Origin of the sequence: Nostoc edaphicum CCNP1411 (assembly GCF_014023275.1) — a bacterium.
GTDB lineage: Bacteria > Cyanobacteriota > Cyanobacteriia > Cyanobacteriales > Nostocaceae > Nostoc > Nostoc edaphicum_A.
The window spans coordinates 2,899,060-2,921,353 of sequence record NZ_CP054698.1; the positions used below are offsets into that span (position 1 = coordinate 2,899,060).

The 22,294-nt window shown below is 40.7% G+C and carries 22 protein-coding genes and 2 pseudogenes; 11 read left to right on the top strand and 13 right to left on the bottom strand.

Annotated features, from left to right (window positions below; genetic code table 11):
* The first annotated feature begins 26 nt into the window (after positions 1 to 26).
* Both ndhO and mdh read left to right on the top strand, forming a co-directional pair.
* Positions 27 to 242 carry an NAD(P)H-quinone oxidoreductase subunit O gene (ndhO, locus tag HUN01_RS14545; protein WP_069073167.1) on the top strand — a complete coding sequence of 72 codons (216 nt, stop codon included), beginning with the start codon at positions 27 to 29 and terminating at the stop codon, positions 240 to 242.
* A 93-nt stretch (positions 243 to 335) separates the two neighbouring features.
* Positions 336 to 1,313 carry a malate dehydrogenase gene (mdh, locus tag HUN01_RS14550; RefSeq protein WP_181931877.1) on the top strand — a complete coding sequence of 326 codons (978 nt, stop codon included), beginning with the start codon at positions 336 to 338 and terminating at the stop codon, positions 1,311 to 1,313.
* A 433-nt stretch (positions 1,314 to 1,746) separates the two neighbouring features.
* Here the strand turns inward: mdh and HUN01_RS14555 are convergent, their stop codons facing one another.
* Together HUN01_RS14555 and HUN01_RS14560 are read right to left on the bottom strand one after the other, a co-directional pair.
* Positions 1,747 to 2,076, bottom strand: coding sequence for a translation initiation factor (locus HUN01_RS14555; RefSeq protein WP_181931878.1), 330 nt, complete (start codon positions 2,074 to 2,076; stop codon positions 1,747 to 1,749).
* 93 nt (positions 2,077 to 2,169) lie between these two features.
* On the bottom strand, positions 2,170 to 2,661 hold the full coding sequence (locus HUN01_RS14560; RefSeq protein WP_181931879.1) for a hypothetical protein: 492 nt from the start codon (positions 2,659 to 2,661) through the stop codon (positions 2,170 to 2,172).
* Between the two features lie 339 nt (positions 2,662 to 3,000).
* Here HUN01_RS14560 and HUN01_RS14565 point away from each other — a divergent pair.
* A pseudogene (locus HUN01_RS14565) lies at positions 3,001 to 3,411 on the top strand (hypothetical protein); the annotation flags it as partial.
* A 153-nt stretch (positions 3,412 to 3,564) separates the two neighbouring features.
* Here the strand turns inward: HUN01_RS14565 and HUN01_RS14570 are convergent.
* The 4 genes from HUN01_RS14570 to HUN01_RS14585 form a co-directional block, all read right to left on the bottom strand.
* Positions 3,565 to 6,081: a DEAD/DEAH box helicase family protein gene (locus HUN01_RS14570; protein WP_181931880.1), complete on the bottom strand. Its 2,517-nt coding sequence runs from the start codon at positions 6,079 to 6,081 to the stop codon at positions 3,565 to 3,567.
* Between the two features lie 148 nt (positions 6,082 to 6,229).
* The gene (locus tag HUN01_RS14575; protein ID WP_181931881.1) at positions 6,230 to 6,496 is read right to left on the bottom strand and encodes a ribbon-helix-helix domain-containing protein; all 267 of its coding nucleotides are present in this window, start codon (positions 6,494 to 6,496) and stop codon (positions 6,230 to 6,232) included.
* Between the two features lie 80 nt (positions 6,497 to 6,576).
* On the bottom strand, positions 6,577 to 6,939 hold the full coding sequence (locus tag HUN01_RS14580) for an aspartyl protease (RefSeq protein WP_181931882.1): 363 nt from the start codon (positions 6,937 to 6,939) through the stop codon (positions 6,577 to 6,579).
* Positions 6,936 to 7,253: a hypothetical protein gene (locus tag HUN01_RS14585; protein ID WP_181931883.1), complete on the bottom strand. Its 318-nt coding sequence runs from the start codon at positions 7,251 to 7,253 to the stop codon at positions 6,936 to 6,938. Before HUN01_RS14585 ends, HUN01_RS14580 begins: the two co-directional genes overlap by 4 nt.
* 272 nt (positions 7,254 to 7,525) lie before the next feature.
* Between HUN01_RS14585 and HUN01_RS14590 the strand changes: the two genes are divergently transcribed.
* Positions 7,526 to 8,188, top strand: a complete 663-nt coding sequence (locus HUN01_RS14590) for a Nif11-like leader peptide family natural product precursor (protein ID WP_181931884.1) — start codon at positions 7,526 to 7,528, stop codon at positions 8,186 to 8,188.
* A gap of 256 nt (positions 8,189 to 8,444) precedes the next feature.
* Here HUN01_RS14590 and HUN01_RS14595 read toward each other — a convergent pair whose 3' ends face one another.
* The 3 genes from HUN01_RS14595 to HUN01_RS14605 form a co-directional block, all read right to left on the bottom strand.
* Positions 8,445 to 10,031 carry a glucose-6-phosphate isomerase gene (locus HUN01_RS14595; RefSeq protein WP_181931885.1) on the bottom strand — a complete coding sequence of 529 codons (1,587 nt, stop codon included), beginning with the start codon at positions 10,029 to 10,031 and terminating at the stop codon, positions 8,445 to 8,447.
* 113 nt (positions 10,032 to 10,144) lie between these two features.
* On the bottom strand, positions 10,145 to 10,402 hold the full coding sequence (locus HUN01_RS14600) for a cytotoxic translational repressor of toxin-antitoxin stability system (protein WP_069073154.1): 258 nt from the start codon (positions 10,400 to 10,402) through the stop codon (positions 10,145 to 10,147).
* A gap of 51 nt (positions 10,403 to 10,453) precedes the next feature.
* A complete protein-coding gene (locus HUN01_RS14605) occupies positions 10,454 to 10,651 on the bottom strand; it encodes a hypothetical protein (RefSeq protein WP_069073153.1) in 198 nt (65 codons plus the stop codon).
* Between the two features lie 326 nt (positions 10,652 to 10,977).
* On the opposite strand from HUN01_RS14605, the gene HUN01_RS14610 reads away from it, so the two are divergent.
* From HUN01_RS14610 to HUN01_RS14625, 4 genes are all read left to right on the top strand, one after another.
* The gene (locus tag HUN01_RS14610) at positions 10,978 to 12,111 is read left to right on the top strand and encodes a branched-chain amino acid ABC transporter permease (RefSeq protein WP_181931886.1); all 1,134 of its coding nucleotides are present in this window, start codon (positions 10,978 to 10,980) and stop codon (positions 12,109 to 12,111) included.
* A complete protein-coding gene (locus tag HUN01_RS14615; protein ID WP_181931887.1) occupies positions 12,101 to 12,883 on the top strand; it encodes an ABC transporter ATP-binding protein in 783 nt (260 codons plus the stop codon). The genes HUN01_RS14610 and HUN01_RS14615 overlap by 11 nt, the downstream gene beginning before the upstream one ends.
* A 309-nt stretch (positions 12,884 to 13,192) precedes the next feature.
* On the top strand, positions 13,193 to 14,062 hold the full coding sequence (locus tag HUN01_RS14620; protein ID WP_181931888.1) for a substrate-binding domain-containing protein: 870 nt from the start codon (positions 13,193 to 13,195) through the stop codon (positions 14,060 to 14,062).
* Between the two features lie 60 nt (positions 14,063 to 14,122).
* Positions 14,123 to 16,108: a sensor histidine kinase gene (locus HUN01_RS14625; protein ID WP_181931889.1), complete on the top strand. Its 1,986-nt coding sequence runs from the start codon at positions 14,123 to 14,125 to the stop codon at positions 16,106 to 16,108.
* A gap of 353 nt (positions 16,109 to 16,461) precedes the next feature.
* Here HUN01_RS14625 and HUN01_RS14630 read toward each other — a convergent pair whose 3' ends face one another.
* The 4 genes and pseudogenes from HUN01_RS14630 to glpX form a co-directional block, all read right to left on the bottom strand.
* A complete protein-coding gene (locus HUN01_RS14630; RefSeq protein WP_181931890.1) occupies positions 16,462 to 17,052 on the bottom strand; it encodes a Uma2 family endonuclease in 591 nt (196 codons plus the stop codon).
* A 310-nt stretch (positions 17,053 to 17,362) separates the two neighbouring features.
* A pseudogene (locus HUN01_RS14635) lies at positions 17,363 to 17,569 on the bottom strand (DUF2087 domain-containing protein); the annotation flags it as partial.
* A gap of 117 nt (positions 17,570 to 17,686) precedes the next feature.
* Complete coding sequence (locus HUN01_RS14640; RefSeq protein ID WP_181931891.1) at positions 17,687 to 18,973, bottom strand: glutamyl-tRNA reductase; 1,287 nt, start codon at positions 18,971 to 18,973, stop codon at positions 17,687 to 17,689.
* Between the two features lie 232 nt (positions 18,974 to 19,205).
* Positions 19,206 to 20,243: a class II fructose-bisphosphatase gene (gene glpX / locus HUN01_RS14645; protein ID WP_069070142.1), complete on the bottom strand. Its 1,038-nt coding sequence runs from the start codon at positions 20,241 to 20,243 to the stop codon at positions 19,206 to 19,208.
* 353 nt (positions 20,244 to 20,596) lie between these two features.
* On the opposite strand from glpX, the gene HUN01_RS14650 reads away from it, so the two are divergent.
* The 3 genes from HUN01_RS14650 to tadA all read left to right on the top strand — a co-directional run bounded on the left by HUN01_RS14650 (position 20,597) and on the right by tadA (position 22,199).
* Positions 20,597 to 21,169 carry a DUF981 family protein gene (locus HUN01_RS14650; protein WP_181931892.1) on the top strand — a complete coding sequence of 191 codons (573 nt, stop codon included), beginning with the start codon at positions 20,597 to 20,599 and terminating at the stop codon, positions 21,167 to 21,169.
* Positions 21,170 to 21,217: 48 nt separating this feature from the next.
* Positions 21,218 to 21,532 (top strand): glutaredoxin 3, encoded by a 315-nt coding sequence (grxC, locus tag HUN01_RS14655; protein ID WP_181931893.1) that lies wholly within the window; start codon positions 21,218 to 21,220, stop codon positions 21,530 to 21,532.
* Between the two features lie 181 nt (positions 21,533 to 21,713).
* Positions 21,714 to 22,199 (top strand): tRNA adenosine(34) deaminase TadA, encoded by a 486-nt coding sequence (gene tadA / locus HUN01_RS14660; RefSeq protein WP_181931894.1) that lies wholly within the window; start codon positions 21,714 to 21,716, stop codon positions 22,197 to 22,199.
* The last annotated feature ends 95 nt before the right edge of the window (positions 22,200 to 22,294 follow it).

Genomic DNA, 22,294 nt, shown 5'->3' on the forward strand with positions numbered 1-22,294 from the left:
CAGTTACAAATTTGAGAGAGGAACTCATGGCAGTCAAAAAGGGAGATATGGTTCGCGCTATCCGCGAGAAACTGGAAAACAGTCTGGAAGCAAAAGCCAGTGATAGTCGCTTTCCTTCTTATTTGTTTGAAACCAAGGGCGAAATTGTAGATGTCAAAGGTGATTACGCCCTAATTAAGTTCGGGAAAGTGCCAACACCAAACGTTTGGTTACGTGTGGATCAACTAGAAGAGTTTAAATAATAAAAAAGAATTCAGGAGTCAGAATTCAGAATTAAGCATTTATTCTGACTCCTGGATTCTTGTTGATAAAATCGCATCTTACATTTATCATTTATGTCTTCTTCTCCTAACTCCCCGATTGTCTGTAATTTACCCCGTGTCACCATCGTGGGTGCGGGTAGGGTTGGCAGTACTTTAGCCCAACGCGTTGCGGAGAAAAATCTGGCAGATGTAGTTTTACTAGATATTATTGCGGGAATGCCCCAAGGTTTGGCGCTGGATTTGATGGAAGCCAGGGGAATTGAAATACATAATCGCCAGATTATCGGCACAAATAATTATGCTGATACAGCTGGTTCTCAAATTGTGGTAATTACCGCTGGACTTCCCCGCAAACCGGGGATGAGTCGGGATGATTTGCTGAAAACCAATGCCAAGATTGTGGTGGAAGCGGCAAAAAATGCGATCGCTCATTCTCCCAATGCTATTTTTATTGTCGTCACCAATCCGTTGGATGTGATGACTTATTTAGCTTGGCAAGCAACTGGTTTACCACGCGATCGCATTATGGGTATGGCTGGTGTATTAGATTCCGCCCGTTTTGAAACTTTCATTGCCCTAGAATTGGGCGTTTTACCCGCCGATGTCAAAGCGATGGTATTGGGTAGCCACGGCGATTTAATGGTTCCCTTGTCTCGTTACGCTACCGTTAATGGCATTCCCATCACTGAATTGCTGGATGCACCCACAATTGAACGCTTGGTAGAAAGAACTCGCAACGGTGGCGCAGAAATTGTGGAATTGATGCAGACGGGAGGCGCTTTTTTTGCTCCGGCATCAGCTACTAGTGTGATGGTAGAATCGATTTTGCTAAATCAGTCGCGGTTGTTACCCGTGGCAACATATCTGCAAGGTGAATACGGTTTAGAAGATGTTGTGATTGGTGTTCCCTGTCGATTGGGATGTGGTGGAATTGAGAGTGTTTTAGAATTGACACTCAGTGATGAAGAAAGAAAGGCTTTGTATACTTCGGCTCAATCTGTGCGTCAAAATATTCAGCGATCGCAGGAAATTTTGGCTAACAATGGCTGATTAAATAATTCGTAATTCGTAATTTGTCGAAATAACTGCAAAAACAAAAGGCAGTAGGTTCACATCCTGCTGCCTTATACCAATTAAATTAACGTGGGTTCGATGAACCTCTCCCTCCCAGCCTCCCTCTCCGAAACGGAAAGGGAGGAGCAACGAAAAATTCAGCTTTTTGCTCCCCTCTCCGTGTCGGAGAGGGGTTGGGGGAGAGGTCAAATAAGACTTGTCGAACTCACGTTAAATTAATGATTGCAACACATCCTTGGGTAAAGACGCGATGAATCGCGTCTCTACAAATGGTTTATTTGTCGCATTCTTTTTTCAAATTGGTATTACAAATCAAATTGGGAAAACCTCTCTTTTTCTAGGTGAGAGGCTTGGAATTTTCCCCATTTCCTAGTAGGGAAGGGTTTGGGGGGTTAGGTTTGGCGTTAAGTTAACGGCGGGAATCCTGATCTGCGGGGTCGCCATAGGGGTCTTCGCTGGCTGGGCGAACGTCACCAAACTCCCCTGTGTCTGCGGGATCGCCGTAAGGGTCTTCACTGGCTGGGCGAACTTTGCCGTAAGATGCTGGATCTGCGGGGTCGCCATAAGGGTCTTCACTGGCTGGGCGAACTTTGCCGTAAGATGCCGGATCTGCGGGATCACCGTATGGATCTTCGCTGGCTGGACGAACATTGCGATCGCGGAATTCGGTATTTTCAGCTTGATCGCTGTTCGACCCCAAGAGGAAATCTTTCGCCTTTCGCAAAAAGTAATTTACCATAATCCTTCTCCTGATTTAGTTTCGTGTCTCCCACGTGCGCGATCGGCGTTATCCTCCGGGAAACCCGCTTTAGATTTACACACGCTTCGCTATCTAGAGTGCCGGTGCTGCGGATGAAGTTATGCCAGCTAGATCGCGACCTGTGGAACTCCGGTTATAGCCTTGGAATTGCTGATACTTTTGTGCCTCAGATTCGGGTACTCGAATTCCTTCTGCTGGTGGAGTTACCCAGTGAGCGCGATGTTCAGCATCGCGGTAGTATACACGCCCGTTCTTGGAAAGATAGTACTTACCCTCTGCGCCTTCTTGGGGAGCATTTTTATGTTGGTTGTACATATAGTAAAGTGCGGCAGCTCCCGCCAAGATTGCCACTTTTTGTCCTGTACCCATTCCCTTCTTAACTTCGGGTTGGTTTGTGGTGCGATCGCTTACTGTTCTACCAATGGTGTCATCAACAGGTGGTGGAACTGAAGCCTTTTGCGAACCGCCTCCGCAGCTACTCAGCAAGGGTACCATTAGTAATGCCGAAAGCAGCACTGCAAATAGACGCGAAACTATTTTACGTTCTTTAAATATTGTGTTCATCGGATTTTGTCATCACCTGTGTTTTCTAAAAGCTTTGCTGTTGCAAAAACAAAGTTGGAATTCCTGTTATTTCGCCTCGAATTGAAAAAACATATACCACTTAATTTACAACTGCACAGCTAGAGCGTTTCATTTGTAATGATGATCGATTTTCTCAAGTATTCCATCCTGCCTTTGAGAGAAACAGCATTCATCCCAAGGAAATATCTTATTGATTTTTTCTGAATCTATTTGGCTGAAACGCTGAAATCTTCAGCAATTTCTCGGTTATTTTTTCTGAATAAATAATTTACAAAGATACAGCTACTATGATGATCTTTGTCAAAAAATACACTCAATATGACATCAAAAAATACAGCCCAAACTAGCACTCGTCTCCTTTTGGCTTTGTGGGATTTGGGAGGAACGCAGCAGGAAGTTAAGAAGGGTCAACTCACTAAGCGAATTGTATCTAAAAGTCAGAAGGTCGCAGATTATCAGGGTTTATTTGAAGAGTTACAGAATCAGGGTGCGATCGCAATCTCCAAAAAGGGATATTCTCTGACATCTCCCAAGGGTTTAGAGGTATTGGGTGAGGGTTTGAGAAGTGGCGAGTTTAAGTTTGAAGGGACGATTGTCGGTACTTGGGCGGCGAATGCGTTGTTGCGGTGGATTAGTCAGATTGATGTTGCAGTAACTAGTGCAGATGTACCAGATAATGGGGTTAAAAGTGCGATCGCATCTTACGACGAGTTTAAATCTGTGGCGTTGTAAGCAAAGCACTTTAAGACTATCTATACAAGAAATTATTGACTGAACATGGGAAATTTTAGCTGGTATATTATGAATTAAATTGTTAATAATCACAATTCTTAAGAAAGTGGATAAGCTAACCTTTTTTCGGTTAGCTTAACTATTAAAGTGTTAAGTTTCTGTTGCTGAAAATTGTACAAGATACTCATCTATTAGTAACTCTGGTTTTAGCTTAGAATTAGCCAAAAATTGTTCACATCGAATAACAAGCTGATCTTCGGTAACTTTAGATTCACAAAGTTCTTTAAGGATAAGACCTAAATCAGTAATCAGTTGATTTAATTTATTTAGAGTTAAAGCCCTAGAATCGTTAATTACGATAGATTTTGTTGTGTTACTGTTCCGATGGACAGAGACGGGTACACATGAGTAATTGGGATACTCTTTCTTAAACCATTCTACTGAGGTCAATAGTTGACCATAATTATCCTTATTTAAAGGATTATTCTCGTATTTTTTACTCTTAGCTTCAATAACTAAAGCGAGATTATCGTCAAGCAACCACAGAACATCTGGCCCTTTAGTATAAATTTTTTCTGGTCTTTCTGCACGAAATCCAAGCATTATTCCCAAATGTTCTAAAGCTTCCTCAAATCTATTGGAAGAAGTTTCTGGAACTAACTGAGAGACTACTTGCTGAAACCATGACATATAACCTCGTCGGTTGAGTTTGTAGTTAGCAATTAGATTGACAATTGCTTCAGCTTGCTTACCTGGATTAGTTAGTGGCACATAAGGTGGAATAACTTGAGGTCGTAACAGATTGTAGTTGTCTGCATACGCTTGTTGTTGAAATTGTTGAGATAGATCAGTTTTTTCCCAGAAATATGCAGCGCGAGCAGCCAATTGTTTTAACCATCCTCTACTTTTTTGGTCAATTTCTGCTGAATCCTGCCAATACTTTTCTAACTTATCAATAGCCTTTTCAAAATATCCATCACGCATAAGTTTAAATACCTTGCGTTCTATAGATGCCTGAGTTAGAAAACTTTTATCTTCTTGTATTGATTCAGTGAGTTCAGCTAATGTCTCTGCATGGTACTCAATCCAGTCTTTTTCACGATTCAGACATTGCATAATTGTGTCATGCAAGTTTTGTTTGTCAGCAATACTTTTACTAATTTCTACTCCCATTTCAAACTGTGCGCGAGTACTTTTATTCAAGAATTTTAGACTAGCTGAACGCCCAATCCACGCAGTTAAGTCTTGACCAGTAACTATCACCACACAATAGTCGCCATAACCTCGCGCACCCCTTCCCATACCCTGTTCAATACGTTGTGCTAATGTGCTAGCGAGTTCAAATCCTTCAGCAAATGTATTTGCCCGATATTGGTCGTACTCACTACTTCCACGAGGTAATCCTGATAAAATTAATAGCCTACAGGCTGAACCAGGAAGATCAATTCCGTCATAACGATTGGCAAAAATAAAAGGCCCATAAGATTCGCCTTCTTGAAGTTGTTTGACGTGAACGGCTACCTTCTCTGTTGAATCTGAATAGGTGGCAACATTCTGCCACTGTTTTGCAGTCACTTCTGATGGTACAAGAATTACTGTACCCATGTGTTTTTTAGCTATTTCTTTAACCAATTCTTTGAGAATCTTGAGGACATCATCAGCAGGAAAGGGCATAAGTTCTGGAGCAAGAATCATTCGCTCACTCACACCAGCTAAAGAGTTGGATGTAATCGGCTTAGATATAGAATCAGGGTTAGCATCAAATGTTCTTACAATAGCTGTATCATCACTGATTGTTGCTGAAAGAAAGATACGTCGGGGACAATCTGCAAAGGTTGTAATCATATCAACCAATGGAAAAATTGGTGTGATTACGAAAGCATTTTGACTAATCAGGCAGTGACAATAACTAAAATTATCACGAAGAAATGGCCATACAAATTTATAATCATCGGCTTTATAACGCAGAAATTCTCTTATCTGTTCAGACCTAGCTTTCCAACTCCAATAAGGAACTTCTAAAATGCCACTAGCTGGTTTACCACTTACAATATCGTCAAATGTTCCCAACTTTTCAAGCTTTTCAAAATCACTGCGGAATATATTTGTAAGAGAAGCGTAATCCTCGTTACTGCTACTTCTTTCAACACGTAATGTAAAAATATCCCGCATCGCAGAAAAAGCAACATGGGCATCATCAAGTATGATAGCTGCTGCTGTCAAAGCTTGTTTTATGCCACGAACACCAAATCGACTGTTACCATTAAATAGTGCTTGATAGGTACAAATAAGAACACTCTTACCAGAAAGAAAATCCTCAGAAAAATTTTTGCCGTATGCAACTGCTGGAATGTTGTACTCTTTAGCCTTTGCCAAAGTCTGTTCCACAAGTTGAACTGTTGGTGATAAGTAGATTACTGGTTCACGATGTTCATTTAAGATTGACTGAGCAATAAGTAAAGCAACTAAGGTTTTGCCACCACCTGTGTGTAGCTTAATTACTAGATCACGTTCATTTCTACGATTGAACCAATCGCTTAAGACTTCTGCTTGGCTAGTATAAATATCGTTGAAACCAGGTATTGGCGGCAAACGTCGGAAAATTGCTATTGGATCTATAGCAGTTGGTTGAGTTTTAGATTCACGTAATTTCTTAAAATCTGCCATTGAAGCTCAAGCCTCCAGGTAAACTTTATACTTGACTTGTATATGTATAATAGTTTAACTAATTAAAGTCCGTGTAGGCTGTAAGCTGAGACTAAAAGTATGTCTATTATTTTTTCGAGGCTGTGCAGTGTATTTCTAATATGTTGCTTCATCCTTGCAATTCTCTCGCTTTACGCAGTTTTTCTCGCAATTGTTCAACTACAACTTCCCCATCAATACCTTCCCCTCTATCCAGTTGATCAATAGCAACCTCAACTTTTTCGCGCGTTTCTTCAACCCACTGCTGATAACCTTTTTCCCACTCTAATAGCAACTTCAACGCTTTACTAATAACTTCTTCAGGATTTGAGTATCTACCTGTAGCAATTTGGGCTTGGATAATTTGCTCTAGTTCAGGTTTAATTTGGATATTCATAATTTATATCTTCAGTTTGTTGAGAGCTTTAACCTTGTTATAACAAAAATTAAAGTAAGTTATTTTAAGAGCGATCGCAGTTATCCTAAAGTTAATATACCAGCCTGATAATTTACTACCAACGACAGAATTTTTAGCCACTCTGAACCTAACAATACTTCCGTAATTTCATTGCCCACATAAACATTAATTTCATACTCTTGTTCGTTTAATATCACCTTGCCTAGATAAATATCAAATCTTGATTCTCCTTTAGCAGTTCGTAGAGATTCCTCACCGATATAAAACCAGTCTAGACCCTCTAAATCTTGTTTGTTAATAGCAAGAAAGCCTGTAAAACCAGTATCCAACATAGCATCTACAGGCAAATCTAATCCATCAGATGTAATCAAATCAATTTCAAAAAATAGTTGCCCATTATCCCGAAAGTTACCCTCAATCATATTGTGCCAGTTGTTCCCGTCTCATTTAGGCAGAATACACAATGTCTACTATTTGGGTATTTTTCAAGCGCTTTTTTATGAGCTTGCATTTTATCTGCATCAATCAAGTAATCACCACTATTTGGCTCTACTGCAATATACCAGCCATAGTGTTCCTGAATTAAATCTGGACGCACACGCTCAAAAATTACCCGACAACGCCGATAAAATACTTCATCTTCAGCTTTGCGTCTAGCAAGTTCTTCTGGTGATAAAGTTAGTTCTGGAAAAATTCTACCCCGACGTGCAGGTTGTTTTGCAGGTGATTCAGTCATAGTATTAATCCTACTTATTGATGCTGCCTTAACTTTATTTTATAGGAAGCAATAAAGAGCGATCGCACAACCCACCGCAGGTATCACTATTTCCCTCAGTATATTTTATTTATAGTGATAAACTTTACAGAAAATTCATACTTAGCCACTGTGTAACTTCATTTACATAGGTTAGAAGATTTTGTACTGTCGAAGAAACACATTATACTTACTACACTGGTGTTCATTAATAACCAACCTGTACCAAGTTTAAAACTTAGGTGAGATTACCCATGTATTATCAAATTTGGAATTTCTTTCTTAAAGAAGATAAATACATTTATTGGAAAGAAAAAATAAAAGTTAACAAAAATTTTGACAAAGTTACATGGCAAAAGATTATTGATTTTTTGTTTTTAGTAGAGCAAACTTTCCAATTGAAAAGTCAACTAGCAGAAACCGATAGCCTTGAGCCTTTTCTCAAGTTAGCAACAGAAAATGGTTACAATTTGACCGCAGAAGAACTTGCTTGGTTTCTAATTACCAGAAGACAGATTTGGGATCTTTTTGATTTTGCACAAAAAACGCCATCTCTCAAAGAAGAATTGCTCATAGCGAAAGATCCGCAGCAGTTTGTCAACATCGCTGCCGAAAATGGCTATTACTTTTCTGTGGAAGAGTTAGCTTGGTTGTTAATTGAAATTAAATCATCGCCAGAATTAGTATCTATTAACAACAGCGTTGGAGAGATTCTCACAGTATCAAGCTACGGCAGAATTGAAATCGGATACTGGATTTGGCTGGCAGAAGACTGGGGAATTGTGCCACCATTTTGTCATCGAGAGAAACCAGATAATTTATTATCTGGAGATACTAACAATCCTTTTTTACTCGATCGCTGTTTCCTACCCAAGAGCTATTTTAATCAACGCATCTTAGTAAGTAGTAATTCGTAGAGCTATAAAACTTATACAAATTTGAAAAAAGAATGCGACAAATAGGCCATTTGTAGAGACGCGATTCATTGCGTCTTTACCCAAGGATTTGTTGCAATCATTAATTGAATTGGTATTAATTACAAATTACGAATTACAAATTATACAGTGAAGCATCCTAGACGGAAGAGAGAACTTCTATCTAGGATGCTTCACCATAAAAAATTGTTGCTGATACAACAATTATGGAGAAAATGTGATATCTAGACTAGAGCTATCAGCTAGCAGAAACGGTTAAACTGCCGGGTTTCTGAAGATCACCTTGCAAAACCACACCTCGCTGATTGGCATGGATATGACGCAAAATTTTGTAAATTTCCTCAACTTGTTCTGATGCGCCTGCCTTTTCGGCAAGTTCCTCAAGAGAAATGGGATTTTTTTCTTTTTGTAAGACTGCTACCACTCGTGTTTGCAAATCGAGAATGGAAGCGGCTGCTTTTTTGCCAGCTTCTACCCCTGGCTGATGGTAGGCGTTAACGTTAACTAAGCTAGCGTATAAACCAACAGCGCGTTCATACAAAGCAATTAATGCCCCTACAGTTCGGGGGTTAACTTGGGGAATGGTGACTGTAATGGAATCGCGGTGATTTTCATAAAGCGCTTGTCGGGTTCCTTGGAGAAAACCGGAAAGATAATCGCCTGATGTCACTCCCGGATCTATTTCAGTGGATGGGCCCTGACGATCTTCCAACACTTCAACGAAGGTAGCAAAGAAATTCGCTACACCCTCACGCAACTGCTGGACGTAAGCGTGTTGATCTGTTGAGCCTTTGTTGCCATAAACGGCGATGCCTTGATGGACAACATTACCGTCTAAGTCTTTTTCCTTGCCCAAGGATTCCATCACCAGCTGTTGCAAATAGCGACTGAATAAAAATAAGCTGTCCTTGTACGGTAGGACAACCATATCTTTTTCGCCCTTTCCATTACCTGCAAAGTACCAAGACAAAGCAAGCAAGGCTGCTGGGTTATTTTTCACATCTGGGACGCGGGTAGCATCATCCATTTCTTTTGCACCATCTAGCATGGCGCGAACATCAATGCCCTGTAATGCGGCTGGTACTAGCCCCACAGCAGACATTTCTGAGGTGCGTCCTCCTACCCAGTCATACATGGGAAATCTGGCCAGCCAACCTTCGTTTTTAGCCAGTTTATCGAGGTTGCTATCAACGCTGGTAATTGCTACCGCATATTGAGCAAAATCCAAATTGTGTCCGGCATAAGCTTTTTTAACTTCAATCATGCCGTTGCGAGGTTCCGGTGTTCCCCCAGATTTGGAGATCACCAATACCAAAGTGCTGGCGAGGGTATTTCGGAGATGATTGATAACGCGATCGATACCTGCTGGATCGTTGTTATCGATAAAGTGAAGTTTCAGGGGCGGGAAATCAGGAGCGAGAGCTTCTGCGACGAATTGGGGCCCGAGGGCGGAACCACCAATGCCAATGGAGATAATATCCGTGAAGCGGCTTGCTCTGGGAGGATGAATAGCACCTGTTTGGACTTTTTCCGCAAAGGCTTCGATGTGTTCTAGGGTTTGGACAATTTCTTGTGTAAGTTCTGGAGTTGGCGCTAAATCAGGATTTCGCAGCCAGTAATGTCCAACCATGCGGTTCTCGTCGGGATTTGCGATCGCACCCTTCTCCAGTTGAGCCATATCCGCAAACGCCTTGTCAAACTTCGGCCGCAACGAATCCACGAAGGCATCATCGAACCGCATTCGACTTATGTCTAAGTACAGTCCTAATCCCTCGTGGAAATATAACCAGTTTTGGTATCGTTGCCAAAGTGCCCTAGCATCCATAGGGAAATCTCAAATAAAGTGTTTTCTCAAAAACCAGTTTAATGTAAGGTTATAGCGATCCCTGCCTAGCCTTATACAGTTTACAGTTTTAAGTGTTCGCTTGACTCTTTACTTCAGACATCTGGCATAGGGATGACACGCAGAAATTTCACAATTTCACCCCTAATTTCTATACCAATCAGGTAATTGTCTAGGGTGAAGCGGTGAAAAATGCCTTCACCATCAAGCTGTCGCAGTTCTTTTAAATCAGTCAGTTGCCACTTTTGGGCTAACTCAATAAACACAAAATCATGTACCCGCTCGTAGGCGGCAGGTTCTAAATTTTTCAGGTCTAGTAAAAAAGACCGTGCATAGCGCATTTCCAGACTCACTAGGCGTTACCTTAACCAAAACTTGAGGGACACCAAAAGAGTGCTGCTGAATCAGAAAAACATCAACAGTCTTACCGCTTCTTCATGGGTTAAGATATCCCACGGTTGCTGCGATCGCTTAACCTGTTGTATCGCTTTAAGCATATAAAAGTCACAATGTAAAGCTTCGAGAACATCCCAAATGTCTTGCAAATCGTCATCGGCTAACTGCTCGATTAAGTGATGCATTCTCAGTCGCAGCAAATTCATACGTCAACTATTCCCTACCAGCAAACACCAACAATAAATAGTATTCCCATAAAATTAGCTACGCTCAAGCTACGCTAAAATTTATTCGCCCAGTGAGTGGGGAGTAGGGGCAGGGCTGACTTTTCACCGTATCTGGAAAACCTCTCTCTAAATCTCTCTCCTAAAAGGAGAGAGACTTTGATTTTTCCCCCTTCCCGCGTCGGGAAGGGGGTTAGGGGGTTAGGTTTTTTGTGGACTTCAGGGCAACAGGAGGAGACAAAAGGAAATAAGGAAAATAACCATACTCAATGCCCAATTCCCAGTTCCAAATTCCCAAATAATTTAATATGGTTGACTATCTCATTTTCTTAGCAATTTCTACAGCACTTTTCGCTCTATTCGGTCTAGGACTCAATTTACAGTGGGGTTTTACAGGGCTAATTAACTTTGGTCATATTGCTTTCATGACCCTGGGAGCATATACAACGGTATTATTAAGCTTAAAGGGCGTACCCCTACTTATATCGGCACTGGCTGGGGCAATTGTCGCAGCCTTGTTGGGTTTGATAATTGGTTTTGCAACTCTCCGCTTACGGGAAGATTATCTAGGAATTGTCACCATTGGTACGGGCGAATTAATTCGTTTAGTGGTAAATAATCAGGAATTACCTGTGGGTGACACCTGGATTTCTGGGGCGTTTGGTGTGCAAAGTTATCCCATACCCCTATCCACAGAGCCGAGTTTGTTTGTCAGATTAGTGATGATTGGGTTGTTAACGCTGCTAGCTGCTGTAACTTTTTTTACGTTATGGCGATGGATTCGTACCACCCAAATATCTCGGACTACTGATTTAGGTAAAAAGACAACTAGCAAACAAGAATTTATATCCCGCTTGGTTGTGGGAATTGTGTTAGCAGCTTTGGCAGCAGCGATTTATGTTTCTGGGGTGATTGGACTGTATAATTACAACCCAAAAGCGGGTTTAATGCTGGTGTTGCTGTTGGTTTTAGCATTTGTATACTGGCGCTTAGAAATTTTGGTGCGATCGCCTTGGGGTAGAATTCTCAAAGCTATCCGCGAAGATGAGGAAATTCCCAAAGCACTGGGAAAAAATGTCTTTTGGTATAAATTACAATCATTAATGTTAGGGGGTGCGATCGCAGGTATCGCTGGTGCTTTCTTTGCTTGGCAACTCAGCGCCATTTACCCTGATAATTTTCAACCACAGATCACCTTTGACACTTGGATCATGGTGATTTTAGGTGGTTCTGGCAATAACGTTGGCACAATCTTAGGTGCGGTAATTTTCTTTGCTTACGATGCCCTAACGCGGGAAGTCTTACCCAGAATCGTTACCCTTGATGAAGCACGTTTGGGCGCATTTCGGATCATGGTAATCGGACTAATTTTGATGGTACTGATGATTTGGCGTCCTCAAGGTATCTTAGGGAAAAAGGAGGAACTCACCCTTGGTAAATAACCAGTCATCGCCACTTCCCCTTTTGGTAGCCACTGGACTTTCTAAAAGCTTTGGTGGTGTCAAAGCAGTTAACGAGGCGAGAATCGAAGTTGCTAAAGGCAGTATTACGGGCTTGATTGGCCCCAATGGTGCTGGTAAAACCACTTTGTTTAACTTACTCTCAAACTTCATTCGCCCAGATAAGGGACGAGTAATTTTTGATGGTGAACCGATTCAAAACTTGCAACCATATCAAATCGCCCAGCAGGGAGTAATCCGCACTTTTCAGGTTGCACGGACTCTCTCGCGGTTGTCGGTGTTAGAAAATATGCTGCTGGCGGCGCAAAAACAAACAGGTGAAAATTTTTGGCAAGTGCAGTTGCAACCGCATATTGTCGCTAAGGAAGAAAAGCAACTGCAAGAACGGGCAATGTTTTTATTAGAATCAGTGGGCTTGGAAAAAAAAGCGTACGATTATGCTGGTTGCTTGTCTGGTGGACAACGGAAACTGCTAGAAATGGGACGGGCGCTGATGACTAATCCCAAGTTAATTTTGTTAGATGAACCCGCAGCTGGGGTAAATCCGAAGCTGATTGATGATATTTGCGATCGCATTATCACTTGGAATCGCCAAGATGGGATGACCTTTCTGATTATTGAACACAATATGGATGTCGTTATGTCCTTGTGCGATCGCGTTTGGGTACTTGCCGAAGGACAGAATTTGGCTGATGGTACACCAGCAGAGATTCAAAGCAACCCCAAAGTTTTAGAAGCTTATTTGGGAAAATAGTTTATGAGCTAAAAATTTCTTTACTAATTAAAACTATAGATACCCAACTTCTTTGAGAAGTTGGGTATTTAGCAATATGGTTTGGATAAGGTTTTTTGATGACATGCCGCTAATCGCAAAGACGCGATAAATCGCCGTCTTTACAAGAATCAGTCCTTTGTAGAGACGGCGATTTATCGCGTCTCTTGCCTTAACCGAACCGTATTGGGGTATTTTGTTTATTACAGTTAAATTTTATGATTATTCGGGAATATTAAGCTATGAAAGCTTAGACCCAATATCGGGTTTTGGATATTTGGAGATTTACTTATGAAGAAGATTGCTAAGTTAATGATCATCGGCATCATCTTACTTGAGATGTGTGGTTGTAACTCAGCTAAAACGACGGAACCGAAAGATTCTAGTCTAGTTACGAGTCAAGCTGATTCTCAAGCTCAAACAATTATCAAAATTGGCGGTTCTAGTTCAACGGTAACAGTTTTAAAACTGTTAGCACAAGCTTATGAATCACAAAATAAAGCTGTCAAAGTTGAGTTTATCTCCAATAGTCAATCTGAAGGAGCGATCGCAGCCCTAAAAAACGATATTATTGATATCGCTGGTAGCAGTCACAAACTCAAACCAGAAGAAGATAACGGTAAAATTCAATATCGTGAAATTGCACAAGATTTGTTACTTGTCGCCACCCACAACAGTGTTAAAGGTGTTAACAACTTATCTACTAAGCAATTAAAAGCAATTTACAAAGGTGACATTACAAATTGGCAAGAATTAGGTGGTGCTGACGCAAAAATTGTATTATTGGATAGACCCGAAGATGAATCAGCGAAAAAATTATTACGAAAACATTATTTGGGAGAAGATAAGACTACAAATAAAGCCGTGATTTTGAGCAAAGAGGGAGAATTGATCGAAACCTTACAAAGTACTCCTAATTCTGTCGGCACTTTTTCTTTGGCTTATTCTCTCATCAACAAATCACCTGTCAATCATCTCAGTCTCAATGGTGTTGCTCCCAAATCGGAAAACTTCGCCAATGGTAAATACCAAATGGTGCGTCATCTAGGTATTCTTTCGGACAAAGTACCTTCCGCACCTGCTCAGAAGTTTATCGATTTTATATTGAGCAAAGAAGGTGAAAAAGTACTACAAAATAATGGCTTTGTTCCTGCTAGATAAATAAACAATTCGTAATTCGTAATCACGAATTACGAATTAGTAATTATTGTTAAATGTGCCATGCAGAGATTTTTCAGGGGGCTGAAACTCAGCCAAAAAATTGTTCTACCGATGCTTGCAGTTTGCCTGAGCGTATTCATGCTGGGCTTAGTAGTGCTAGGAAATTGGTTTACCGATAGTTTGCAGCAGAATTTTCGCCAAGAAATCGAAAGTTTTGCTGAACGAGTTCATCAGGATTTTCAGTATGAACAGCAAACTCTAGAAACTCAAATCGAACTAATTGCTAATCGAGATATGCTAAATCAAGCTGTGGAACAGCGCGATCAAAGTTTGCTTTTACAAGTATTGCTACCACTGAAATCTATATTGAAATTGGATTGGATTAAGGTAATTGATACTCAGGGTAATGTCCTCGCAGATTTACGAAATAACTCCTTAAGTCAAGCCAATTTCTTAGACGAAGTAGTTACCAACACTGCTAGTAGAGGAGCGCATTTAGTCGATTTAGTAGATGTAGAAAGCAAACAACAAGTTCTCGAAGTGGTGACAAATGAAATCAAATCATCAGCAGGACTTTTGGGAGGAATCATCATTGGTAACTTAATAGACGATACTCTAATACAAAAAATTGCTGAGGGTTCCTCAAAACAACTGATTGTCCACAGACAAAATCGTGTAGTTGCAACAACCTTGCTGGTAGCCAAAGATGGAACTTGGGAATTTACTCATCCTAATTTACCTGCTAGACAAATCACTATTGATCACAAAAACTATTTAGCTAAAAGCATCATATTTAGAGGAGTAAGTCAGTCTTTAACAACCACAGTGTTGTATCCTACCTCGCTTCTAGAGGTTTCACAATGGAAGTTATGGACGCATTTAGGATTGTTGTTTTTGTCGGGAAGCAGTATTGTGGCAGTTATTGGGTTTTTAATTGCACAAACTATTACTCGTCATCTGCAAGCTGTTACACAAGTGGCACAAAGAGTTACTCAAGAATCTAATTTTGATCTGCAAGCTCCTGTAACCACTCAAGACGAGGTGGGAATCTTAGCTATTGCTTTTAACCAGTTAATTCAACAAGTAAAGCGACTATTAGCAGAACAATATCAGGCGAAACAAAAATTAGAATTTTATAGCCAAACACTAGAAGAAAAAATAGAAGAACGAACCCAAGTACTACGACAAAAAAATATTGCTCTCAAGGAAACTTTACAAGAACTTAGGCATACCCAGTCTCAATTAATCCAGAATGAAAAAATGTCTTCCTTGGGGCAATTAGTTGCTGGTATTGCTCATGAAATTAACAATCCAGTTAATTTTATCTACGGTAATCTTAAGCATACTGATGATTACACACAACAGTTGTTGTGGTTACTTCAACTTTATCAAAAACATTATCCCTACCCAGAAAAAGAAATTCAAAAAGCTAAAGAAGAAGCTGATATTGAATATTTAACAGAAGATTTGCCTAAAATATTGACTTCCATGAAGATTGGAGCCAGTCGCATCCGGGAAATTGTCCTCAGTTTACGAATATTTTCTCGTTTGGATGAAGCCGAGTTTAAAACTGCTGATATCCATGAAGGGATTGACAGCACTCTATTAATTTTACAACACCGGATTAAATCCCAAAGCAACCGCCCTCAAATCACAGTGATTAAAGAGTATGCTGATATCCCTAAAATTCAGTGTTTTGCAGGACAATTGAATCAAGTATTTATGAACATCTTGGCAAATGCTATTGATGCTTTAGAAGAGGCTTTTCAAAACGGGCTTTGTCCAGAACCGATAATTCGTATTTCTTCAGCCCAGGTGAATGAAAATGTCGTTATTCAGATTGCTGATAATGGCACAGGGATTCCAGAAGCAATCCAGTCTCATCTATTTGACCCCTTTTTCACCACTAAATCTATTGGCAAAGGTACTGGCTTGGGATTATCAATTAGCTACCAAATTATTGCTGAAAAACATGGTGGCTCATTAAAGTTCATTTCATTACCGGGACAGGGTGCAGAGTTTGTAATTACAATCCCGATTCGATAGGTGATTTTGCACAATAGTTCTATAAAATTTCTTTTTTTAACATTTTTGAGGGTTCTAAGTACTGGCTTATAACAAGCGACAAGTTTTGAGGTGGGATTAAAATCTCCAGACGCTCACGGACTCGATAATGCAAAACTTAGAGGATGTTTTAAAAGTCCTCTGGTAGGTAGCAAAACGTTTTGTATCCCCCTAAATCCCCCTTAAAAAGGGGGACTTTTAGAGATTTTGCCCCCCTTTTTAAGGGGGGTTGGGGGGATCGACAAGTGCCTAAAATTACAGCCAACCACTTTTAAAACATCCTCTTAATTACAAATTACAAATTACAAATTACAAATTACGAATTACGAATTATTTTAATCTTCGTTATTTTCTGCAAAATTGACTTGTTCATAAAGGTCGCACAATTCAATTTGAAAATCAACCGTTTGCACTGATAAAGTTGCAGATTCATGCTCAAGTTCAGTGAATGACCATTGACTTTCCGCAGTTTTTACATACTGCATCACGTGATACTGATATTGGTCAATTAAAATATATTCCTTGAATTCGGGAATAGAGCGATAATAAAGAAACTTATCGCCTTGGTCATAATTTTTAGTCGATTTAGATAAAACTTCAGCAATTAACATCGGGTTCATAACTGTTGTTGTGCTAGTTCCCGTATAAATAGGTTGTCCTTCAATCACCATCACGTCAGGATATGTGTGCTGCCGATAACGGGGTATCCATAAACGTACATCACCAATATAAACATCATAATTTTTACGCCTTAAAGCAATTTTTAAGGATGCGGCTAAATTCAAAGCAATTTTATTATGATTTGTAGTGCCACCCGTCATCGGTACAATTTCTCCATCACGGTATTCGCTTTTATATTTTGCCTTTTCTTCAAGTTCTAAATACTCTTCAGGTGTGTAATAGAATTTTTTGGTTTCTAACTGCATAAAAATACAACCTATGATTGTGGGATTTGCTAATCTTTTATATTTATCGAACAGAATTCAGGAGTCAGGAGTCAGAATTCAGCAATGTTTTCTGTATGACTGGCGGATAGCGCAGCGTTAGTGAGTTTGCAAGCGTCTGAATAACCGGGTTTAAGACCCCCACAAAATCGTAGATTTGGTGGTTTTCAAGACGCTCGCGGACTCGCTAACGCTACGCTATCAGTCGGGGATTCAGACCCGCGACTGATTTATTCTGACTCCTGTTAGCGGTAGCGGGGCGTTTAGCCCATTCTGACTTCTGAATTCTTCTTCAAGTTGTACGCCAATAAATCCCATTTTCTCGCTGCATTAACTGGCAAGCAATCAACTCCCGTCGCAGTGTGGCGCAGTCAAGATGGTAGCGTTTGAGAATATCATTTACCAAACTTTCAGGGTAGTTGACCCCTACATCAAACTGGTTTGCTAACCACTTAAGAATAACTAGACGCTTTTTCCGACTAGCAGGAATTTCTTTGAGGAGGTGGTTGCATAACTAACTTCTAATTAGATAGATGTCTAATTAGAAGTATATCTAATTAAAAAGCTAAGATCCCCGACTTCTTTAAGAAGTCGGGGATCTTACTTGTTGTTTAATTTAACTAAACTGCTCCCCTGCATCTAAGTTAAACAGCATTTGCAGAGTTTGCATACAGCGCCGTCTGGCTTCCACGTCTTGCTGCGATCGCAATTGCACCATCGGGTCATGTAAAATTTTATTGACAATTCCCCGTGTTAATGCTTCGATTACTTCTTGATGTTTTTCAGCGAATTCCGAACCCAATCTCGACAAAGCTTTTTCTAACTCTTGTTCGCGGATGGTTTCGACTTTATTTCGCAGACAGCTAATAGTGGTAACAGTTTCTAAACTGCGCCACCAAATATCAAAGGCTTCTACTTCTTCTTCTAAAAGTCGCTCGGCTTCTTGTGCAATCTTCCGACGGCTTTCGTAGTTTTGCGCTACTACTGCCTTCAAATCATCCACATTAAACGCCTGCACATTTTCCAATTCATTTACATCCGCATGAACATTACGCGGTACAGAAATATCAAATAACATTAGAGAGCGCTGAACTTCTAAAACCATTTCCAATTTGGCACGGTCAAGTATTGGCTCTGTAGCAGAAGTACTTGTAAACACTAAATCACTATCGGCAATTACTGCCATCATTTCTGATAGTGGATGAATATTGATCGGTTGTTGAGGGAACTGCTTGGCTAATTCTTCGGCGCGATCGCGAGAGCGATTTACAATACTAATTTCCACAGCACCTTTAGAAATTAGGTGTTGCACCAGCAGCCGCGACATTTTACCAGCACCCAGAATTACCACTCGACAAGCTGCTAAATTTGCTACTTTAATCTGCGCTAACTCCACAGCAGCCGAACTGATAGAGACAGCGCCAGTACCAATACTAGTTTCAGTACGAACCCGCTTACCAGCTGTCAACGCTTGTTTAAATAATCGATTCAAAATGGTTTTTATACCACTATATTGCTGTCCCAGTTTGTGAGTAGTCTTCACCTGAGCCAGAATTTGACCTTCTCCAAGTACCAGACTATCTAAACCACCTGCTACCCGCATGACATGCATTACTGCATCATCATGTAGCAACATAAATAAGTGTTGTCGCAGAGAAAGTACGGGTAATTTACTGTATTCTGCAAGAAACTGCGTTACTTCCCGGATACCTTGGTCTGCTTCACTGGTGACAATGTAAATTTCTAGGCGGTTACAAGTGCTAAGAATTGCAACTTCGTCAATATGGGGATAGCTGGCCAGTTGAGCGATCGCACTTTCAATTTGTGGTTCTGGAATGCTCAGTTTTTCCCGGACTTCTACTGGGGCTGTTTTATGGCTTAACCCCACCACTGCTATATTCATTTGCTAAATTGTAGTTACTAGTTGGTAGTTGGCAATCTGGCATCAAGTAAGAATAGGGAATGGGGAATTTTTGTTTATTGGTTGATAGTTTTCCAACCAACCATTAATCACTAACTACTAACTACTAACTACTGTAAAGGTAAAGCATTTCGGTGATGATTTTTCCGTTTTATAGAAACATTTCTTTCCAAATGCTTTACCCTTACTTTTACCATTCCCCATTCCCTAAAAATTAGTTCAGTTGGAGAACTTTTGGTTCACCAAACAAGTGAATTGTATCAACAAATCGAGCAGTTTTAGACTGGTTAGAAATTACCAAGCTTTGAGTTCTTGCCCCGTCTTTGAAGAAACGTACACCTTGCATGAGATTACCACTGGTAATGCCGCTAGCCGCGAACAGAATAGTTTCACCAGATGCCAGTTCATGAGCATCATAGACCTTATCGGGGTCATTGATATTCATAGACTTTAAGCGATCGATGTTGGCTTCTCTGCTTTCTCCAATCAGACCTGTTTTTACTACAGCTGGATCGTAGATCAGTTGACCTTGGAAGTGTCCACCCAAAGCACGCATTGCTGCTGCTGAGATTACGCCTTCAGGAGCCGCACCAATACCCATCAGAGCGTGGATGTTGGTTCCGGCAAAACCGCAGCTTATAGCTGCACCCACATCACCGTCTGAAATTAGGGCGACTCTCGCTCCAGCCTCACGGATTTCCTTAATTAAATCGTTGTGGCGTTCGCGCTTCATGACTACGACCACAAGTTCTTCAATACTCCGATCTAGACACTCAGAGAGAATCTTGAGGTTTTCTGTTGCTGACTTGTTGATGTCTACCTTGCCCTTAGCTGCGGGGGGTGCTGCTAACTTCTTCATGTAGAAGTCAGGAGCAGCAAATAATCCACCCTTTTCAGAAATTGCCAAGACAGCCATCGAACCAGGTTGTCCATAAGCTACCAAGTTGGTACCTTCGCAAGGGTCAACGGCGATATCAATTTCAATTAATTCATCAGGGTTACAGACACTTTCGGCATTTGGTTGGGTACAGATACCAACTTCTTCCCCGATGTATAGCATAGGCGCGTCGTCACGTTCGCCTTCCCCAATTACAATGCGACCACGCATGTGGATTTTATTCATCCGCTCCCGCATAGCTTCCACAGCTACCTGGTCAGCGATGTTTTTTTCGCCTTTGCCCATCCACTTTGCAGATGCGATCGCGGCTTGCTCTACTACTTCAATAATCTCTAAACCAAGTGTATTTTCCACAGAGTTTGCCCTCTCAGCTGCTTGAATTTGCGTCGTTTTATCTGCCTATTTCAGTTTTCAAGTCTACCAAAGGGCGGATACACGTGGAAGAAAGTTAAGTTTTACTGCTAACTCGTTAGAAAAGTGCCAGTTAAGACATCCTAATTTTTCACTCCTACAACTCCAGTATAAAACCTGTTTAAAAGTTACTCAGTTAAGAACTGGTACAAATATTTAGCAGTGAATATCCATAATGTTGCTTTTATTCAGGTCTATGTTTAGGTATAAAATAACAAAGAAGAAAGCTAGTAAATTCACTAAAAACTGAAAAACAATGCACAAAGTAAATATCTTGTCAAACTAAGAGGTTAATCGTGTTTATCGACTACATCACTCTAATGTTAATCAATATGGTAGCTGGGTTATTTCTACTGGCTGACTATGTATATCGTGGTATAGATAGCTCTAATCAAAGGCAGTGGATTCCCGGGTTCGGGATTACAGGAGCGATCGCACTCACAACTGGTTTACACATGAGTTTTACCTGGCCTGTTACTGGCAGCTTTAACATTGCCTTCGGTGAGACAAGTGTTCTATTTGGAATCTTGTTTGTTGCGGCTGCGATCGCCCTTGCTCAAAATTGGGATTTATTGACAATAGCAGTTTACGGCTTTTTTGCTGGCGTAGCTGCGATCGTAGTCGGTATCCGCATCATCAACTTGAATTTGACACGCCAACCGCTTTTATCGGGAATCGGCTTTATTTTCACTGGCTTAGGTGGTGTTTTTGCAGCGCCAACTCTCTATTGGAAAACCAACCGAACTTGGCGGCTAATTGGCGTAGCAGTGCTGATAGTTGCCGCTTTAATTTGGGCATTGACTGGATATTTGGCTTACTGGAATCATTTAGAGAGTTTCCAAAAGTGGGTTCCAGCGCCGATGCGATAAGCAATGATCTAGGCTAGAGACATAGTTTAAACCTTGCTTAATAAAAATATGCTGGACTTTCTTAATCCCCTCTTAAATCGCCATCCAGAGCGAGTCAAAGCCAACGTCGAACTTTACACCTGGCAAACTTGTCCTTACTGCATTCGTGCCAAAATTCTGCTGTGGTGGAAAGGTGTAAATTTTACTGAATATAAAATCGACGGCGACGAAGCAGCCAGAGCTAAAATGGCAGAACGCTCTAATGGTCGCCGTACCGTACCACAAATTTTTATTAATAACCAGCACATTGGCGGCTGTGATGACCTCTATCAGCTAGACACACAAAGTCAACTCGATCCCCTTTTAGCCCAAGCCGCTATTTAGAAATCAAATCAACCCCAACAATTTCCTTGGCGATGCTATGTTGGGCAATTTTGGATTCTAAATTTCTCGGTAAGCAAGTTCGTAGTAAGGACTTTAGTGCTTATTACAAACTTTTCATTACTAGCTTGATAAAGTGCCAGTAAACTGTAGGGCAAAAAAGATCAAAATTTTTGATAAGAATATGCTAACTAAATACACAGAATATCTTATACATCAAAAATGGATGAGTTATGCCCTAGAATTAGCAAAAACAGCAGGTGATGCAGGTGAAGTCCCTGTAGGTGCTGTTATCATTGATTCAACAGGCAAATTGCTGGCACAAGGAGAAAACAGAAAAGAACGCGACAAAGACCCTACCGCCCATGCGGAAATTCTCGCTCTCAAGAGAGCTGCAACAACTTTACAAAATTGGCATCTTAATGAATGCACCCTCTATGTAACTCTTGAACCTTGCCCGATGTGTGCAGGTGCGATCATTCAAGCGCGTCTAGGATTACTTGTATATGGAGTAGACGATACAAAAACTGGCGCAATTCGTACAGTTATTAACATACCCGACAGTACTGCTTCTAATCACCGTCTCCAAGTAATCGGAGGCATTCTAGAGTCAGCTTGTCGCGAGCAATTACAGACTTGGTTTGCCACTAAGCGGCGTAGGGTAAACTAACGGACAGAGGTAAAACTGTCCATCTAGTACGACACAAGTCACGCAAGAGAATCTACGGTGTAACTAATCAGGCTTTCCGTTAAATTTTTACCCGT

Bases quoted from the DNA above. Each gene is read 5' to 3' on its own strand.
- HUN01_RS14570 (WP_181931880.1), bottom strand. From the start codon at position 6,081: ATGGCAGATTTTAAGAAATTACGTGAATCTAAAACTCAACCAACTGCT.
- HUN01_RS14640 (WP_181931891.1), bottom strand. From the start codon at position 18,973: ATGAATATAGCAGTGGTGGGGTTAAGCCATAAAACAGCCCCAGTAGAA.
- HUN01_RS14620 (WP_181931888.1), top strand. From the start codon at position 13,193: ATGAAGAAGATTGCTAAGTTAATGATCATCGGCATCATCTTACTTGAG.
- HUN01_RS14560 (WP_181931879.1), bottom strand. From the start codon at position 2,661: ATGAACACAATATTTAAAGAACGTAAAATAGTTTCGCGTCTATTTGCA.
- HUN01_RS14610 (WP_181931886.1), top strand. From the start codon at position 10,978: ATGGTTGACTATCTCATTTTCTTAGCAATTTCTACAGCACTTTTCGCT.
- mdh (WP_181931877.1), top strand. From the start codon at position 336: ATGTCTTCTTCTCCTAACTCCCCGATTGTCTGTAATTTACCCCGTGTC.
- grxC (WP_181931893.1), top strand. From the start codon at position 21,218: ATGCTGGACTTTCTTAATCCCCTCTTAAATCGCCATCCAGAGCGAGTC.
- HUN01_RS14590 (WP_181931884.1), top strand. From the start codon at position 7,526: ATGTATTATCAAATTTGGAATTTCTTTCTTAAAGAAGATAAATACATT.
- ndhO (WP_069073167.1), top strand. From the start codon at position 27: ATGGCAGTCAAAAAGGGAGATATGGTTCGCGCTATCCGCGAGAAACTG.
- HUN01_RS14605 (WP_069073153.1), bottom strand. From the start codon at position 10,651: ATGAATTTGCTGCGACTGAGAATGCATCACTTAATCGAGCAGTTAGCC.
- HUN01_RS14580 (WP_181931882.1), bottom strand. From the start codon at position 6,939: ATGATTGAGGGTAACTTTCGGGATAATGGGCAACTATTTTTTGAAATT.
- HUN01_RS14625 (WP_181931889.1), top strand. From the start codon at position 14,123: ATGCAGAGATTTTTCAGGGGGCTGAAACTCAGCCAAAAAATTGTTCTA.
- HUN01_RS14630 (WP_181931890.1), bottom strand. From the start codon at position 17,052: ATGCAGTTAGAAACCAAAAAATTCTATTACACACCTGAAGAGTATTTA.
- HUN01_RS14595 (WP_181931885.1), bottom strand. From the start codon at position 10,031: ATGGATGCTAGGGCACTTTGGCAACGATACCAAAACTGGTTATATTTC.
- HUN01_RS14575 (WP_181931881.1), bottom strand. From the start codon at position 6,496: ATGAATATCCAAATTAAACCTGAACTAGAGCAAATTATCCAAGCCCAA.
- tadA (WP_181931894.1), top strand. From the start codon at position 21,714: ATGCTAACTAAATACACAGAATATCTTATACATCAAAAATGGATGAGT.
- HUN01_RS14585 (WP_181931883.1), bottom strand. From the start codon at position 7,253: ATGACTGAATCACCTGCAAAACAACCTGCACGTCGGGGTAGAATTTTT.
- HUN01_RS14555 (WP_181931878.1), bottom strand. From the start codon at position 2,076: ATGGTAAATTACTTTTTGCGAAAGGCGAAAGATTTCCTCTTGGGGTCG.